Source organism: Saccharopolyspora sp. 7B (assembly GCF_020177435.1).
GTDB lineage: Bacteria > Actinomycetota > Actinomycetes > Mycobacteriales > Pseudonocardiaceae > Saccharopolyspora_C > Saccharopolyspora_C gregorii.
Map to the genome: position 1 here is coordinate 17,340 of NZ_JAIUKC010000108.1, position 18,546 is coordinate 35,885.

Here is an 18,546-nt window from a genome sequence, read left to right on the forward strand (position 1 = left end):
GGGTGGCACGGACCTCAGCCGCCGAGCCAGGTGCACCCGGCGGGCCTGTTGTCGTTGGCCTGGTGGTCACCGCACACCAGCAGCGTCCTGCTCCGCCCGGCGGAGTCGATGTGCTCGATCGTGATCGCCTTGTTCACCGGCACCTGGCGCTTCGACGGATCGGACCCGGTGGGGTCGTACACGATCGCGCCGGTGGTCGCGCGCGACATGCCCCCGATGTGCGACAGCTCGTTCCACGTGGTGATCCCGGTCAGCGGCAGCGGATCGTCCTTGAACTGGTTGATGGCGGTGCTCAGGAGGTCTATCGCGTCCCGGGCCAGCGCGGAACGTCCCTGGTCTGCGTCGTCGTCCGCGCGTTCCGCGTGCGGGAGCTTGTTGAACGACACGTAGTCGAGCTGCGGGCGGGGAGCATCGGGGTTGGACACCCGCCGGTTGAGCACGTACTTGGTGACGTCGTCGCCCGCGATCAGCCGCGCGGGGTTGCCGGGGTCGCACCTGTCCCGGGTCAGCAGTTCGTTGAGCTGTTCGGAGCGGCCCGCGAAGAACACCACCGAGTCCCGTCCGCACGCGAATTCCAGTTCCGCCAGATCGTCGGTCGTGTCGGCGGCGATGCCGCGGTTCGCGGTGAGCTCGTGGTGCAGGTCCTCGGCGAGGTTCACGCTGTAGTCGTCGCCGGGATCCTTGAAGATGATCACCCGGCGCGGACGTGCCTCGACGTGGTGCTGGAGGTATTCACCGACGACCCGGGCCTGGTCGCGGTTCGGTGGCGCGATCTGGAAGTAGAGCTTGCTCGACTTCCACATGTGGTCCTCGGAGGTGGTGATCCCGATGCTCGGCAGCCCGTGCCTGCCGAGCACGGAGATCGCTTCCTTGGTGGTCTGCCGGCTGCCGCCGAGACCGACGACGCCGACGACGGGTGACGTCGCCTCCCGGGCCGTCCCGGACCGGGTCGATTCGCCCCGCGCGGCGATGTTCTCCGCTTCGGCGGCGCGGGCGAGCTCTCCGATCCGCTCCGCGACCTCGGGGCCGTGGCGCATCTCCTCGCCACCGTTGGCGATGACGACCCGCATCGGGAGCCGGGCCAGGCGCGACCGGTTCTGGGCGTCGACGACTCCGCGCAGTTCCTCCAACGCTGCCGCCAGCGTCGTCGAATCGGAATTCGAGGTGGTCAGGACGCTGAAGTAGACGATGGTCGGGTAGGGGAGCTCGGGCTCGTTGCGGTGCCGTTCCTCGGCCGCGGCGTTGAGTTCGCGGACCCGGTCCTGCAATCCGAGCAGTTCCTCGCGGGTCTTGTCGTCCGCGTTCTCCGGCGGGGAGAACATGTATCCGGCCGACACGCCCACGCACTCCCCCCGCGCGCCGCCGAATCCGTCCGGGTCGATCCGGCTGAGGCCGGGCTCCGTCCACGGCAGCAGGGTGCGGCAGTGCGCGTTCCACTCGTGCAGGTACCAGGTTCCGGCTCCGAGCACCACGACACCCGCGATCGCCACGGGCACGAAGCGGAGGATCCGGGCGCGGGTGGTCCGGATCGGGAACTGGCCGCGCGGGAACGCGGGGCGCGGTTCCACATCGGTCGGTGGGTCCTCCACCCGGATCGGCAGGTACCAGGCGGTGGGGGAGCGCTTGCGCCTGGCCTCCTGCAGCCGGTGCTGCCAGCCCTGCACCGTGAGCGGTTCGGCCGGTGGGTCGTCGTGCGGCAGTTCCTCGGTCCCGCTGGCCACGACCAGCAGCGGGTCCCAAGCGCCGGTCTCGTTGCGCACGTCGTTGATCAGCCGGATCAGCAGTTCTCCGGTGGTGCCTGGTGTGACGCCCTGCAGGAGCAACACCGGGTAGTTGTCGCGCCGCATCCAGCGCCACCGCCACACCCGGCGCGCGTAGGCGTCGGCGAGGTCTTCTAGCAGCGCGTGCACCAGGAACTTGCGCACCTGGAGGGCGTTCTCGTGCACCGACGGGGTGGTCAGCAGCCGTTGCGCGAAGCTCGCGAAGTCCGCCGATTCGCGCGGCGAGAGGTAGTGCTGGCGCAGGAACCACCGCGCGGGCCTGCGCAACACCACACCGCGCTGGATCACGGGCGGCAGGAGGTAGAACAGCACCAGCGACGGCAACGCCAGGTACCAGGGCAGGGCGAGCGGTTCGACGCGGGTGGCGGCCGCGTCGAACCCCGAACCCCCGCCCGCGGGCTCCCCGCGGCGTGGCGGGTCGGGGACGAGGTGTGCGCCGAGGTCCGGTTGCCGGAACCGGCGCTCGCCGACGCCGCCACCTACGGGATGCACCCCGCGCTCGCCGACGCCGCCCTGCACGCCATCGCGCAGCTCGACGGGGTGCGCCGCGGCCTGCCGTTCACCTGGGACGGGGTGTCGCTGCACGCGACCGGCGCCACCGCGCTGCGGGTGCGGATCACCCCGGTCGAACCGGACGTGGTGTCGCTGGCCGTCGCCGACGAGACCGGCGCCCCCGTCGCCTCGATCGCCGCGCTGACGTTGCGCGAACCCGAGGACGCCGTCGACGCCGCCGGGCGCGACGCGCTGTTCCGGCTGGAGTGGACCCCGATCCGCGCGAGCGCGGGCGGGGTGAGCGCCACCGCCGCCGGGGCCGACCACTTCGGCGTCGGTGAAGCGCTGCGCGCCGCCGCCGTCCCCGCCGGGCAGGACGTGGTGCTGCTGCCCGTGCAACCCGCCGGGACCGGGCCCGAGGCCGCGCACGAGCTGGCCCGGGACGTGCTCGACACCGTGCAGCAGCACCTCGCCGCCGACGACCCGGCCCGGCTGGTGTTCGTCACCCGGGACGCCACCACCGGCGGCGATCCGGCCGCCGCCGCGGTGTGGGGCCTGGTGCGGACCGCCGAACGCGAGCACCCCGGCCGGTTCGGGCTGCTCGACCTCGACTCGGCGACCCCCGACCCGGACCTGCTCGCCCGGGCCGTCGCCGCCGCTGAACCGCAGCTGCGGATCCGCTGCGGAGTGCTCGCCGCCGCCCGCCTCGCGCGGCTGAGCGCCCCCACCGGGACCGCCCCCGGCTGGAACCCGGACCGGCCGGTGCTCATCACCGGCGGCACCGGCGGGCTCGGTGCCGCCGTCGCCAGGCACCTGGTGCGCGACCGCGGGGTGCGCAGGCTGCTGCTGGTCAGCAGGAGCGGCGGGGAGGCCGACGGCGTGGTGCCGCTGGTCGCCGAACTCACCGCGATGGACGCCGACGTGCAGGTCGCCGCCTGCGACGTCGCCGACCGCGAGCAGGTGGCGCGGCTGCTGGACCGGCACGAGGTGGGCGCCGTGGTGCACACCGCGGGCGTCCTCGACGACGGCGTGGTGGACGCGCTGGACCCGGAACGGCTGGCGGCGGTGCTGCGGCCGAAGGTGGACGCCGCCTGGCACCTGCACGAGCTCACCCACGACCTCGACGCGTTCGTGCTGTTCTCCTCGCTGGCGGGCACCTTCGGCTCGCCCGCGCAGGGCAACTACGCGGCGGCGAACGCCTTCCTCGACGCGCTCGCCCAGCACCGCCGCGCCGCCGGGCTGCCCGCGACCTCGCTGGCCTGGGGTCCGTGGGCGGCGGACGGCATGACCGGCGGGCTCAGCGACGCCGACCGGGAGCGGATGGCCCGCTCCGGGATGCCGCCGCTGCCGGTGGAGCAGGGGCTCGCCCTGTTCGACCTGGCGGTGGGCGCCGGTGAACCGGTGGTGCTCCCGGCGCGGCTGGACCTGCCCGCGCTGCGCGCCCGCGGCGACGTGCCGAGCGTGCTGCGCGGCCTCATCCGCACCCGCACCCGCCGGGCCGGAGCCGGGACCGGCGTGGCCCGCGCGCTCGGCGACCGGCTCGCCGCGCTGCCGGAGGCCGACCCCGCCACCGCGCTGCTCGACCTGGTGCGCGGCCAGGTCGCCACCGTGCTCGGGCATTCCGGGGCGGCCGCCGTGGAGCCGCGGCGCGCCTTCCAGGAACTCGGCTTCGACTCGCTGACCGCAGTGGAGCTGCGCAACGGCATCAACGCGGCCACCGGGCTGCGGCTGCCCGCGACCGCCGTGTTCGACCACCCGAACGCCGAAGCGCTGGCCGGGTTCGTCGCCGAGGAGCTGTTCGGAGCCACCACCGCCGCCACCCCCGAGGAGGTGCTGCCGCCGGTCGTGGACGACCCGGTGGTGATCGTCGGCATGGCCTGCCGCTACCCGGGCGGGGTGTCCTCGCCGGAGGACCTGTGGCGGCTGGTGTCCGAGGGCGGTGACGCGACCTCCGACTTCCCGGCCGACCGCGGCTGGAACCTGGACGAGCTGTACCACCCGGACCCGGACCACCCCGGCACCTCCTACACCCGCCGCGGCGGATTCCTGCACCGCGCGGCCGAATTCGACCCCGGCTTCTTCGGGATGAGCCCGCGGGAGGCGCTGGCCACCGACTCGCAGCAGCGGCTGCTGCTGGAGGTGTCCTGGGAGGCCGTGGAACGTGCCGGCATCGACCCGACGTCGTTGCGCGGCAGCAGGACCGGCGTGTTCGCCGGGGTGATGTACAACGACTACGGCACGCTGCTGGCGGGCACCGAGTTCGAGGGCTACCAGGGCAGCGGCAGCGCGGGCAGCGTCGCCTCCGGCCGGGTGTCCTACACGTTCGGCTTCGAGGGCCCCGCCGTCACGGTGGACACCGCCTGCTCGTCCTCGCTGGTCGGGATGCACCTGGCCGCGCAGGCGCTGCGGGCGGGGGAATGCTCGCTGGCGCTGGCCGGAGGCGTCGCGGTGATGTCCACGCCGAGCACGTTCGTCGAGTTCTCCCGGCAGCGCGGCCTGTCCCCGGACGGGCGCTGCCGTTCGTTCTCCGCCGCGGCCGACGGCGTCGGCTGGTCGGAGGGCGTGGGCGTGCTGGTGCTGGAGCGGCTCTCCGACGCGCGCAGGAACGGGCACCGGGTGCTGGCGGTGCTGCGGGGCAGCGCGGTGAACCAGGACGGGGCGTCGAACGGGCTGACCGCGCCGAACGGGCCGTCGCAGCAGCGGGTGATCCGGCAGGCGCTCGCCAGCGCCGGACTGTCCACTTCGGACGTGGACGCGGTGGAGGCGCACGGCACCGGTACCTCGCTGGGCGACCCGATCGAGGCCCAAGCGCTGTTGGCCACCTACGGTCAGGGCCGCCAGATCCCGCTGTGGCTGGGATCCGTCAAGTCCAACCTCGGCCACGCCCAGGCCGCCGCCGGGGTCGCCGGGGTCATCAAGATGGTGCAGGCGATCCGGCACGGCGCCCTGCCCGCCACCCTGCACGCCGACGAGCCGTCCCCCCACGTGGACTGGGAGGACGGCGCGGTGGAACTGCTCACCGAGCGGCGCCGCTGGCCCGAGCACGACCGGCCGCGCCGCGCCGGGGTGTCCTCGTTCGGCATCAGCGGTACCAACGCCCACGTCATCCTGGAGCAGGCCGAACCGGAACCGGTGCCCGCCGACCGGCCCCGGCCCGCGATCGGTGCGGTGCCGTGGGTGCTGTCGGCGCGCGACGAACCGGCGCTGCGCGCGCAGGCCGCCCGGCTCGCCGAGCACCTGGACGTGATCCCGGGTGCCGATCCCGCCGACGTCGGTTACTCGCTGGCCACCGCCCGCACCGGGTTCGACCACCGCGCCGTGGTGTTCGCCGACGAACCCGTCGGAACCCTGGAGGCGCTGCGGGCCGTCGCCGAAGGCGGGCCCGAGGTGGTGCGGGGCCGGGTCGCCGACGGCGGGCTCGCCTTCCTGTTCGCCGGGCAGGGTGCGCAGCGGCTCGGGATGGGCCGTGAGCTGCACGCGCGGTTCCCGGTGTTCGCGGACGCGCTCGACGCGGTGTGCGCGGAGCTGGATCCGCGGCTGTCCCGCCCGTTGCGGGAGGTGATGTGGGGCGAGGACGCGGACCTGCTGAACCGCACCGAGTTCGCCCAGCCCGCGCTGTTCGCCGTCGAGGTGGCCCTGTTCCGGCTCGTCGAGTCCTGGGGCGTGCGCCCGGACCACGTCGCCGGGCACTCCCTCGGCGAGATCACCGCCGCGCACGCCGCGGGCGTGCTCTCGCTGCCCGACGCGGCCCGGCTCGTCGCCGCCCGCGGCCGGCTGATGCAGGCACTGCCCGCGGGCGGTGCGATGAGCGCGCTGCGGGCCGCCGAAGCCGAGGTGGCCCCGCTCGTCGAGGGGCGCGCGGACATCGGGATCGCCGCCGTCAACGGTCCCGGAGCGGTCGTGGTCTCCGGTGCCGACAGCGCCGTAGCCGAGGTCGAGCAGCGGTTCCCCGGTTCGACGCGGCTGCGCGTCTCGCACGCCTTCCACTCGCCGCTGATGGACCCGGTGCTCGCCGATTTCCGAGCCGTGGCGGCGGGGCTCACCTACCATCCGGCGACCATCCCCGTCGTGTCCGCGCTGACCGGGCGGCGGGACGAGGTGCGCGACCCCGAGCACTGGGTGCGGCACGTCCGCGAGGCGGTGCGCTTCGCCGACGCGGTGCGGGAACTGGTGACGCTGGGCGCGACGACGCTGCTGGACATCGGCCCGGACGGGTCGTTGGCCGTGCTCGCGCAGCACTCGTTGGACGCGACCGCCGTCGCCGTCCCGCTGGTGCGCAAGGACCGCGCCGAGACCGACGCGGTGCGCGCGGCGCTCGCCGAGCTGCACGTGCGCGGGGTGGAACCGGACTGGGCGGCGCTGCTGCCCGGCGCGCGGCAGGTGGAGCTGCCGACCTACGCGTTCCAGCACCGCCGGTACTGGCCGGAACCGGCCGCCGGGGGCGGTGACGTGCGCGCCGCCGGGCTCAGCTCGGCCGGGCACCCGCTGCTCGGCGCTGCCGTGGAACGCGCCGACGAGGACGGGTTCCTGTTCACCAGCAGGCTTTCCACCGGCAGCCACCCGTGGCTGGCCGAGCACGTGGTGCGCGGTGCGGTGCTGGTGCCGGGCACCGCGTTCGCGGAGTTGGCGCTGCGCGCCGGGGACGAGGCAGGCTGCGACCGGGTGGACGAGCTGACGCTGCTCGCGCCGCTGGTGCTGCCGGAGCGGGCGGCGGTCCGGGTGCAGGTGTGGGTCGGCGCCGACGAGGACGGGCGCCGCGGCGTGGAGGTGTACTCCCGCCCGGACGACGGCGCGGACCGCGACTGGACCCGGCACGCCACCGGCGTGCTCACCGGCGGCGGCGCCCGCGTCGAGCCGCCGACCGGCGTGGGCACGGCGATCGAGCTGGACGGGTTCCACGACGGACTCGCCGCGGCCGGTTTCGACTACGGTCCGGTGTTCCGCGGCCTGCGCGCCGCCTGGCGCGACGAGGACGCGGTGCTCGCCGAGGTGGAGCTGCCCGCGGAGACCGGCGTCGCCGGGTTCGGCCTGCACCCGGCGCTGCTGGACGCGGCCGTGCAGGCGGCGGCGCTGCTCGGCGAGCTGCCGGCCGGGGCGCTGCCGTTCACCTGGCGGGGCATGGCGCTGCACGCCACCGGCGCGCGGGCGCTGCGGGTGCGGATCGCCCGCACCGGCCCCGACGAGGTGTCGATCGCCGCCGTCGACCCGGCCGGGGCACCGGTGGTGTCGGTGGAATCGCTGGTGCTGCGCGCGGGCGCGGGGGGGGGGGCGGCCGCGCAGGACGGGCTGTACCGGCTGCGGTGGACCGAGGCCGAGCCCGGTGCCGCTGAGCCGTCGGTGGTGGTGCTGGGCTCCGCGGACTTCGCCGCCGAGCTGCGCGCCGCGGGCGTGGCCGCGCGGCACGTGCCCGAACCCGCCGACGTGCCCGAATCACTGGGCGTACCAGGAGAATCCGCCCTGGTGCTGGTCCCGCTCACCGGTGGCGCGGACGTCCCGCGATCGGTGCGCGAGCTCGCCGCCCGGGTGCTGGAGCTGCTGCGGGAGCCCGCCCTGCGCGACTCCCGGGTGGTGTTCGTGACCCGGGGCGCGGTGGCCCGCGACGGCGCCGAGGACGTGCGCGATCTCGCCGCCGCCGCGGTGCACGGCCTGGTCCGCGCGACGCAGGCGGAGGACCCGGGCGCGGCGGTCGGGCTGCTCGACCTCGACGACGACCCGGCCTCGCTGCGGGCGGCGGCCGAGTGGTCGCCCGAACCGCGCGTGCTGCGCGCGGGAGTCCCGCACGTCGGACGGCTCGCCACCGGCACGGCCGGACCGGGCACGTCCTGGGCGTCCTGCGGCCGGGTGCTCATCACCGGCGGCACCGGTGGCCTCGGCGCCGCGGTGGCGCGGCACCTGGTGGCCGAGCACGGGGTGCGGGAGCTGCTGCTGGTCAGCCGCACCGGCCGCGCCGAGGAGCTCCGCGCCGAACTGTCCGAAGTGGATGTTCAGGTGGAGTCCTGCGACGTCGCCGACCGGGACGCGCTGGCCGCGCTGCTCGACCGGCATCCGGTGGGCGCGGTGGTGCACGCGGCCGGGGTGCTCGACGACGGGGTGCTGGACTCGCTCACCCCGGAGCGGTTCGACGCGGTGCTGCGGCCGAAGGTGGACGCCGCCTGGCACCTGCACGAGCTGTGCGGGGATGTCGCCGAGTTCGTGCTGTTCTCCTCGCTGGCGGGCACCTTCGGCTCGGCCGGGCAGGCGAACTACGCGACGGCAAACGCCTTCCTGGACGCGCTGGCCGCGCACCGCCGCGCGGCCGGGCTGCCCGCGGTGTCCCTGGCCTGGGGCCCGTGGGTCGAGTCCGGCGGCATGGCGGGAACGCTGTCCGAAGTGGACCGGCGGCGCCTGGAGCGCTCCGGTATCCCGCCGCTGTCGCAGGAACGGGGGCTGGCCCTGTTCGACGCGGCGACCGGCGGTGACGAGGCGGTCGCATTCCCGGTGCGGTTCGACTTCGCCGCGCTGCGCGGCGGGGAGGAACTGCCGGGGCTGCTGCGCGGCCTGGTCCGCGCGCCCGCGCGGCGTGCGGTGGCCGCCGGGTCGGCGACCCTGGTGCAGCGGCTCGCCGGGCTCGCCCCGGAGGAGCGCCACCGGCAGGTGCTGGAGCTGGTGCGCGGCCAGATCGCCGCGGTGCTCGGGCACGCCACCGCCGGGGAGGTGGACCCGCGACTGGCGTTCCAGGACCTCGGGTTCGACTCGCTGACCGCGGTGGAGCTGCGCAACCGGCTCGCCGCCGACACCGGGCTGCGGCTGCCCGCGACGCTGGTGTTCGACCACCCGACGGCGACCGCGCTGACCACCAGGCTGCTCGCCGAACTCCTCGGGGAGGAGGAGACCGCGCCTGCCGAGGTGCGGGCCCGCGCGGTCGACGGCGATCCGATCGTCATCGTCGGCATGGCCTGCCGCTATCCGGGCGGGGTGTCCTCGCCGGAGGACCTGTGGCGGCTGGTGTCCGAGGGCGGTGACGCGACCTCCGGCTTCCCGGAGAACCGCGGCTGGGACCTGGACGCCCTCCACGACCCGGACCCGGATGCCGCGGGCACGTCCTCGACGCGGCGCGGCGGCTTCCTGCACGACGCCGCCGAGTTCGACCCGGCCTTCTTCGGCATGAGCCCGCGCGAGGCGCTCACCACGGACCCGCAGCAGCGGCTGCTGCTGGAGACCTCCTGGGAGGCTCTGGAGCGCACCGGCATCGACCCGGTCTCGTTGCGCGGCAGCGATACCGGGGTGTTCGCCGGGGTGATGTACAACGACTACAGCGACACCTTGACCGGTGCGGAGCACGAGGGCTACCAGGGGCACGGCAGCGCGGGCAGCATCGCCTCCGGTCGGGTCGCCTACACCTTCGGGTTGGAGGGCCCGGCGGTCACGGTGGACACGGCCTGCTCGTCCTCGCTGGTGGCGATGCACTGGGCGGCGCAGGCGCTGCGGTCGGGGGAGTGCTCGCTGGCGCTGGCGGGTGGCGTGACGGTGATGTCCACCCCGGCGGCGTTCGTCGAGTTCTCCCGGCAGCGCGGACTGTCCGCGGACGGCCGGTGCAAGGCGTTCTCCGAGGACGCGGACGGGGTCGGCTGGGCTGAGGGCGTCGGGATGCTGGTGCTGGAGCGGCAGTCCGACGCCGAGCGGCACGGGCACCAGGTCCTCGCGGTGCTGCGCGGGAGCGCGGTGAACCAGGACGGGGCGTCGAACGGGCTCACCGCGCCGAACGGGCCGTCGCAGCAGCGGGTGATCCGGCAGGCGCTGACCAGCGCCGGTCTGTCCACTTCGGACGTGGACGTGGTGGAGGCGCACGGCACCGGAACCCGGCTGGGTGATCCGATCGAGGCGCAGGCGCTGCTGGCGACCTACGGGCAGGACCGGGAGATCCCGCTGTGGCTGGGATCCGTCAAGTCCAACCTCGGGCACACCCAGGCCGCCGCCGGTGTCGCGGGCGTGATCAAGATGGTGCAAGCCATGCGGCACGGCACCCTCCCGCGCACCTTGCACGCGACCAGCCCGTCGTCCGAAGTGGACTGGACGGCCGGATCCGTCCGGCTGCTCACCGAACCCGCCGACTGGCCGGAGACCGGGCGGCCGCGCCGCGCCGCGATCTCCTCGTTCGGCATCAGCGGCACCAACGTGCACACCATCCTCGAACAGCCCGCCACCGCGCCGCCGCCGGAGCGTGACCTCCCGGCCGGCCCGGTGCCGCTGGTGCTGTCCGCGAAGACCCCGGAGGCGCTGCGCACCCAAGCCGGCCGCCTCGCCGACCACCTCGACGACGCCGCCGCCGAACCGGCGGACCTGGCGTTCTCGCTGGCCACCGGCCGGTCCCGGTTCGACCGGCTGGCCGCGGTGCTGGCCGCGGACGGTCCGTCGGCGGCCCGGTCTCTGCGCGCCCTCGCGGCCGGGACGCCCGACGCCGCCACCGTCGAGGGACGCGCCGGTCGCGGCGGGCTCGCCGTGCTGTTCACCGGCCAGGGCGCGCAACGCCTCGGCACCGGCCGGGAGCTGCACGCCCGGTTCCCGGTGTTCGCGGACGCGCTCGACGCGGTGTGCGCGGAACTCGACCCGCACCTGCCGCGCCCGCTGCGGGAGGTGCTGTGGGGTGAGGACGCGGACCTGCTGCACCGCACCGAGTTCGCGCAGCCCGCGCTGTTCGCCGTGGAAGTGGCGCTGTTCCGGCTGCTGGAATCCTGGGGCGTGCGCCCGGACCACCTCGCGGGGCACTCCATCGGGGAGATCACCGCGGCGCACGTCGCCGGCGTGCTCGACCTGCCGGACGCGGCCGCGCTGGTCGCCGCCCGCGGTGGCCTGATGCAGGCGCTGCCCGCCGGCGGCGCGATGACCGCCGTGCAGGCCGCCGAGGACGAGGTGCTGCCGCTGCTGGCGGGCCGCGAGCGCGAACTGGGCGTCGCCGCCGTCAACGGCCCCGGATCGGTGGTGCTCTCCGGCACCGCCGACGCCGTCACCGAGGTCGCCGCGCACTTCCGGCGGCTCGGCCGCACCACCACCGAGCTGCGGGTGTCGCACGCCTTCCACTCGCCGCTGATGGACCCGGTGCTCGACGAGTTCCGCGCGGTCGCGGCAGGGCTGACCTACCGCAGCCCCCAGCTCCCGATCACCTCCACCAGCGGGGATCCCGGGGACTTCGGTGCCGAGCACTGGGTGCGGCACCTGCGCGCGCCCGTCCGATTCGCCGACGCCGTCCAGGACCTGGCCGACCGGGGCGCCACCGCGTTCCTCGAACTCGGGCCGGACGCGGTGCTCACCGCCCTCGCCCGGGACACCGCCCCCGAACACGCGGTGCTGATCCCCGCGCTGCGCGCCGGGCACCCCGAGGAACCGGCGGTGCTGACCGCGCTCGCCCGGCTGCGGATGCACGGCACCGAACCGGACTGGCGGGCGGTGCTGCCCGGGGCGCGGCGCGTCGACCTGCCCACCTACCCGTTCCAGCACCAGGAGTTCTGGCCGGACACCCCGCCCGCACCGGCCGGGGACGTCGCCGCCGCCGGACTCCGCGCCGCCGGGCACCCGCTGCTCGGGGCCGCCGTGGAGCTCGCCGAGGCGGGGACCGCGCTGTTCACCGGCACGCTGTCCCGCCGCACCCACCCGTGGCTGGCCGAGCACGTCGTCGGCGGCACCGCGCTGGTGCCCGGCACCGCGCTGCTGGAGCTGGCGCTGCGCGCGGGGGAGGAGACCGGCTGCGACCGCGTCGAGGAGCTCACCCTCACCGCACCGCTGGTGCTGCCCGCGCGCGGCGGTGTGCAGGTGCAGGTCGCGGCCGCCACCCCGGACGCGGACGGCCACCGCGCGCTCACCGTGCACGCCCGCGAGGACGGCGAGCCGGAATGGCGGCTGCACGCGACCGGCTCGCTCGCCCCGGCCACCGGCGAACCGGCCGAGCTCGGTGCCTGGCCGCCGCCCGGGGCGGAACCGCTCGACGTGGCCGACTGCTACCAGCGGTTCGCCGACCTCGGCTTCGACTACGGACCGGTGTTCCGGGGGCTGCGCGCGGCCTGGCGCGACGCGGACGCGGTGTTCGCCGAGGTCGCCCTGCCCGCCGAGGTGGACGTCGCGGGCTACGGCCTGCACCCGGCGCTGCTGGACGCGGCGCTGCACGCGGCGATCCGCACCGGCTCCGGCGACGGCGAGCTCCCCTTCGAATGGCGCGGCGTCACCGCGCACGCCACCGGCGCCCGCGCGCTGCGGGTGCGGCTGACCCGCGACGGGGAGGCGCTGCGCCTCGCCCTGACCGACCCGGCCGGGGCGCCCGTCGCGACCGTCGAAGCGCTGCGCACCCGGGAAGCCGCACCGGTGCGGCGAGGCATCGGCCGGGACTCGCTGTTCCGCCGCGACTGGGCCGAACCCGCCACCACCGGTGCGCCCGCCGAGGTCCCGGCGCTGGCCGGACCCGACCCGTTCGGACTGGCCGAGCTGTTCCGCGCAGCCGGACGGCCTGCCGAGAACCACGAGCGCCCCGGCGACGCGGCCGGGACGGTGCTGTGCTCGCTGGACGGCGGCGACGAGCCCGCCGCAGCGCACGCCCGCACCCGGCAGGTCCTCGACCTGGTGCGGGAGCACCTCGCCGCCGAGCGCGCCGGGACGCTCGTGTTCGTCACCCGCGAAGCCGACCTCGCGGCCGCCGCCGCGGCCGGGCTGGTGCGCACCGCCGCCACCGAACACCCCGGCCGGTTCGCGCTGCTCGACCTCGGCACCGGAACGGTCACCGCGGACGCGGTGCTGCGGGCGCTGGCCGTCGGCGAACCGCACGTGTCCCTCGTGGACGGTGCACCGCGCGTGCCGCGGCTGGTGCGGGCCGAACCGGCCGAGCCGGTCGGCTGGGACGCGACCGGCACCGTGCTCATCACGGGCGGCACCGGCGGACTCGGCCGCGTGCTGGCCCGGCACCTCGCCGGTCGAGGGGTGCGGCACCTGCTGCTGGCGAGCAGGCGCGGACCCGACGCCGAGGGGGCCGCCGAGCTGGTCGCCGAACTGGCCGAACTCGGCGCGCACGCCGAACTCGCCGCCTGCGACCTCGCGGACCGGGCCGCCGTGGACGCGCTGCTCGCCGGGATCCCGGCGGACCGGCCGCTGCGCGCGGTGCTGCACGCGGCGGGCGTGCTCGACGACGGGACGCTCGACTCGCTCACCCCGGACCGGCTGGACGCGGTGCTGCGGCCGAAGGTCGACGCCGCCTGGCACCTGCACGAGGCCACCCGCGACCACGAGCTCATCGCGTTCGCCCTGTTCTCCTCGGTGGCCGGGATGGTCGGCACCGCCGGTCAGGGCAACTACGCGGCCGCGAACTCCTACCTCGACGCGCTGGCCCGGTACCGCCGGGAACGGGGCCTGCCCGCCGTCTCGATGGCGTGGGGCGCGTGGGAGAACGGCATGGCCGGGGCGCTCGACGAGCGGGACACCGCGCGGCTGGCCCGCGTCGGAACCCCGCCGCTGGGCGAAGAACTCGGCCTCGCCCTGTTCGACGCGGCGCTCGCCGCGGACGACCCGGTGCCCGCGCCGGTGCGGCTCGACCTGGCCGCGCTGCGCGCCCAGGACGACCCGGCGCCGTTGCTGCGCGGCCTGCTGCGCACCCCGGCGCGGCGGACCGCGAGCACCGGCGAGGACCTGGCCGCGGCGCTCGCCGCCCAGACCGGACCGCAGCGCCGCGACACCCTGCTGGAACTGGTGCGCACCCACGCCGCCCAGGTCCTCGGGCACGCCGACGCGGCGGGCATCGAACCGCACGACGAGTTCAAGGGCCTCGGCTTCGACTCGCTCACCGCCGTCGAGTACCGCAACCGGATGGGCGCGGTGACCGGACTGCGGCTGCCCGCCACCCTGCTGTTCGACCACCCGACCCCGGCGCAGCTCGTCGAGCACCTGCTCGGCGAACTCGCCCCGGAACGCGGTGGGGCGGCGGCGCTGCTGGCCGAACTGGACCGGCTGCACCGGGCCTTCGACGGGCTCGACGTGGACGAGGAGCTGCACGAGCAGGTCACCGGACGGCTCGACGTGCTGCGCAGCAAGTGGAGTGCGCTGCGCGGTGGGGAGACCTCCGAGGAGTTCAGCTTCGACGAGGCCAGCGACGAGGACATCTTCCACATGCTCGACGACGAGCTGTCTTGAGGGGGTCTGTCGAACTCGTTCTGCGTTGGGGGCGGGTGGCGGAACCTCAGCGCCCTCCTCGCTGCGGGATCGTTTTCACCGGTGGCTCCGCCACAGGAGAAAACGCTGTCCTCGCGAGGAGAACGCTGAGAACCCGCTGGTGGTCCTGTTGATCGGGTGGTCGGCGGCTCAGCGGCTTCGCCGCTGACAGGAAGACGACGAGATCGGGGTGGGAGGTCCGCTGTCGGGTGGCCCGGTTGCTTCGCTGCGGGGTTGTTCTCCCGTGCCTCGGTGGCCGCACTGCGAGGACGCCGCTTCGGTGCGGGAGCTGCTGGAGAGCTGCCGGGTGTCGAGCGCTCTGGTGGCCACGAGGGGTGCCGGCGGAGCGGAGTCGAGGGTTGGCCTGCGCGGGTCTTGGGGCCTCGCATAGGGCGGATCTACGAGCATTCGGAAGCGTGACGGCGACGTTTCCGCTCGGAGCCGGAGATCGGCGGTGGCCGTCCGCTGGTATGACGCAGCATCGTCCGGTGCCGTGCCCGGGAATCCGGCGTCGTGCCGGGGAATGCGGTGCCGAGACTCGTCGAACCGGGATCCCGGTCGGGCCGGATCGCCGGCCCCCGGATCAGAGCGGGCGGCGGAAGCCGCGGACCGCGATGGCGGCGCTGGCGAGGGTGACCAGGACGCTGATCAGCAGCGACGGCACCACCAGCTGCCCGCCGTCGGCCAGGTCCAGCGCCACCGCGCGGGAGGCGTCCACCGCGTAGGTGAGCGGGTTCAACCGCGCCACGACCTCCAGCCAGTCCGGCAGCTGCTCGATCGGCACGAACGCGCTGGAGATGAACATCAGCGGCACCATCACCAGCACGCTGATGTTCTGCATCGGCTCGGTGCGCCGCATGCAGGCGCCCATCGCGAGGAACGCCCAGCTCAACGCGCTGCCCACGGCCAGCGTCAGCAGCGCGGACAGCACCATGCCGACGAACCCGCCGCGCGGCGCGTAGCCGAGCAGCCCGACGGCCAGCGCCAGGATCATCACCAGCTGCACCGCGGTGCGCACGAAGTCGGAGGTGCTGCGCGCCAGCAGCAGCGAACTCGGCATGATCGGCAGCGACCGCAGCCGCGCCACGATGCCGTTGCGCAGGTCCTCCACCAGCCCGACCCCGGTCTGCGAGGACGTCTGCACCACGTGGTTCACCAGCACCGCGGGCATCAGGAAGTCCAGGTACTCGGTGCCGGGCGGCAGCCCGCCGGCCAGCGGCAGGTTCCCGAAGATCTGGGTGAACACGAACAGCGTCATCACCGGCTGGATCAGCCCGACCAGCACCAGCCCGGGATCGGTGAGGAACGCGCGCAGCGAACGGCCGGTCAGCACCACCACCTGGGTGACCGCGGAACTGCCGTTCCAGCGGGGCGGTGCGCAGCCGGTGATCGTGGTGGTCATGCTCGCTCCACAGCGGTCGGGGAGGGGGGCGCGTCGCGCGCGTGCCGGGCGAGCGCCAGGTACACGTCGTCCAAGGTCGGTTCGCCGAAGGCCAGCTCGGCCGCCTCGATCCCGGCTTCGTCGAGCACCCGGACCACCGCGGCCGTCTCCCGGGACTCCTCGATCGGCGTGACGATGGCGGTGCCGTCCTGCGCGACCGACGGGGCGAAACCGGCACGCCGCAGCGCCGCGCAGCCGGTCTCCGCGGCGGAACCGGGGCCGAGCACGACGGTGACGGTGCGCGTGCCGACCTGCGCCTTGAGCTCCGCGGCCGACCCGGAGGCGACGACGGTTCCGGCGGAGAGCACGGTGATGGTGTCGGCGAGCCGGTCCGCCTCGTCGAGGTACTGGGTGGTCAGCAGCACCGTGGTGCCCTCCGCGACGAGGCGTTCCACGATGTCCCACATCGCCATCCGGCTCGACGGGTCCAGTCCGGTCGTCGGCTCGTCCAGGAAGATCACTTCGGGGTTGCCGACGAGGCAGGCCGCCAGGTCCAGGCGCCGCCGCATCCCGCCGGAGTAGGTGCCCGCGCGCCGACCCGCGGCGTCGGTGAGGTCGAAGGCCTCCAGCAGTTCCGCGGCCCGCGCGCGGGCACGGCCTCCGTCGGCGCCGAGCAGCCGGGCCAGCATCACGAGGTTGTCCCGGCCGCTCATCTGCTCGTCCACCGAGGCGAACTGGCCGGTGAGGCCGATGCGCTTGCGCACCTCCCGCGGCTGCTCGGCGACGTCGAAGCCGGCGACCCTGGCCACCCCGGACGTCGCGGGCAGCATCGCGGTCAGCACGTTCACCAGCGTCGTCTTGCCCGCGCCGTTGTGCCCGAGCAGGCCGAGGACCGAGCCGCGCGGCACGCTCAAGGTCACCGAATCCAGCGCGGGCACCGCGCCGAAGGACTTGCCGACGCCGATCGCCTCGATCATCGGAGTCCCGGCGCCGACGGCACCGCGGTCGGGCCGCTCGCCGGGTGCCGTTGGCAGCACGGTCATGCGTGGCTCCCCCGCAACTGGTTCGTCGTGTGCCCCGGGGGACGTGCTCGCGTCTCCCCAGGATCCGCGAGCCGAGCATGCGGTACCGGCCCACACCGGGCCAACGGCTAGCACCGAAACACTCGTGCGACGACTAGAGCAGGCCGCGCCCCGGGTTCCGGCGGGCCGGATTCCGCGCCATCTCTAGGGATTCGCCCACCGGGCCGGGGCGTAGCTTGGCGGCGCCCGTCGAGCGAAAGGGAAACGCGCATGCGAGTGCTGTTCGCGGTGTCCGCCTGGCCGGGGCACTACTTCCCGCTGGTCCCGCTGGGCTGGGCGCTGCGCGCCGCGGGCCACGACGTGCGGGTGCTGTGCGCGGAGTCCGAAGTGGACCCGGTCTCGCGGGCGGGTCTGACCCCGGTCCCGGTGTTGCGCGGGCTCGACCTGCTGCTCGGCGCGCGGCTGATCAACCTGCTCGGCGCGCACCGGGGGAACTGGCCGTACCCGGCGCCGCCGCTGCACCCGCGGACGGGCGAACCGCTGGACCTGGCGTCCTTCGACTTCGGCGCCTGGCACGAGGAGCTGCGGCCGGTGCTGCTGGAGCACGCCACCCGCAGCACCGACGCCGCCGTCTCCTACGCCCGGGACTGGCGCCCCGACCTGGTCGTGCACGACCTGATGAGCGTGGAGGGCCCGCTGGTCGCGAAGGTGACCGGGGTTCCCGACGTCCTGCAGCTGTGGGGACCGGTCGGCACCGGCGACGACTACAGCCCCGTCGGCGGCGGTGCACCGGAACCCGCGGTGCCGGTGGACACCAGCGGCGCCTTCGCCCGCTACGGCGTCGGCGAGATGGGTTTCCACCACGTGGACCACGTGCTGGACCCGTGCCCGGCGCAGCTCCGCCCGAACGGGCCCGAACCCCGCATCCCGTCCCGCTACGTCCCGTACAACGGTCCCGGCTCGGCGCCCCTGGACGTGCCGCCGCGCGGCGGCCGGCCGCGGGGGGGGGGGGGGGGGGGCCGGTCGGCGACCCGCACGTTCGGCGCGACGGTGAACAAGATGCCGCAGGTGGTGGCGGCCGCGACCGGGCTGGGTTGTGAGGTGCTGCTGCTGGCCTCGCCCGCGGACGCGCGCGAGTGCGGGCCGCTACCGGAGTCGGTGCACGTGCGGACCGACCTGCCGCTGAGCCTGGTGCTGCCCGGGTGCGACGCGGTGGTGCACTACGGCGGCGGGGGAGCGACGATGACCTCGGTGGTGGCGGGGGTGCCGCAGCTGGCGCTGCCGTGCGGGTTCGACCAGACGTTGATGGCCCGGCGGATCACCGGTTCCGGGGCGGGGCTGGACATCCCGAACTGGGAGGCCGACGCCGAGGGCATCGGCGGAGCGCTGCACCGCCTGCTCACCGAACCGGCGTTCACCGAATCGGCTGCGGACGTGGCCTCCTCGGCGAACGAACTACCTGCCCCGGCCGAAGCGGTCTTCGCACTTCGGGATCTCGTCGCGGGGGGCTGAGGTTCCGCCCCTTCGGGGTCGGGTGGCGGAACCTCAGCGCTTTCCTCGCTGCGGGACCGAGTGCTCCGCCACAGGCGACAACGCCGTCCTCGCGAGGAAAGCGCTGAGAAACCGCGGGCGTGCGTGGTCTCCGCTCAGCGGCGTCGCCGCTGAAGAGGGCACGGCCTCGCCGCGCGGGTTCCTGCGTCCCGAATTC

Annotated in this window: 5 protein-coding genes; 2 read left to right on the forward strand and 3 right to left on the reverse strand. The window is 75.1% G+C overall.

The features are described 5' to 3' along the window. Positions 1-14: 14 nt before the first annotated feature. A complete protein-coding gene (locus LCD33_RS17570) occupies positions 15-2,273 on the reverse strand; it encodes a hypothetical protein (RefSeq protein ID WP_224978051.1) in 2,259 nt (752 codons plus the stop codon). Here LCD33_RS17570 and LCD33_RS17575 point away from each other — a divergent pair. Beyond that, positions 2,211-14,417: a type I polyketide synthase gene (locus LCD33_RS17575; RefSeq protein ID WP_224978052.1), complete on the forward strand. Its 12,207-nt coding sequence runs from the start codon at positions 2,211-2,213 to the stop codon at positions 14,415-14,417. The two genes, LCD33_RS17570 and LCD33_RS17575, sit on opposite strands and share 63 nt — an antisense overlap. Before the next feature lie 601 nt (positions 14,418-15,018). Here LCD33_RS17575 and LCD33_RS17580 read toward each other — a convergent pair. Further along, positions 15,019-15,837 carry an ABC transporter permease gene (locus tag LCD33_RS17580; RefSeq protein WP_224962855.1) on the reverse strand — a complete coding sequence of 273 codons (819 nt, stop codon included), beginning with the start codon at positions 15,835-15,837 and terminating at the stop codon, positions 15,019-15,021. Beyond that, the gene (locus LCD33_RS17585) at positions 15,834-16,859 is read right to left on the reverse strand and encodes an ATP-binding cassette domain-containing protein (RefSeq protein ID WP_308011292.1); all 1,026 of its coding nucleotides are present in this window, start codon (positions 16,857-16,859) and stop codon (positions 15,834-15,836) included. The genes LCD33_RS17580 and LCD33_RS17585 overlap by 4 nt, the downstream gene beginning before the upstream one ends. Before the next feature lie 249 nt (positions 16,860-17,108). Here LCD33_RS17585 and LCD33_RS17590 point away from each other — a divergent pair, with 249 nt between their 5' ends. Then, positions 17,109-18,350: a nucleotide disphospho-sugar-binding domain-containing protein gene (locus tag LCD33_RS17590; protein ID WP_224978053.1), complete on the forward strand. Its 1,242-nt coding sequence runs from the start codon at positions 17,109-17,111 to the stop codon at positions 18,348-18,350. Positions 18,351-18,546: the final 196 nt, after the last annotated feature.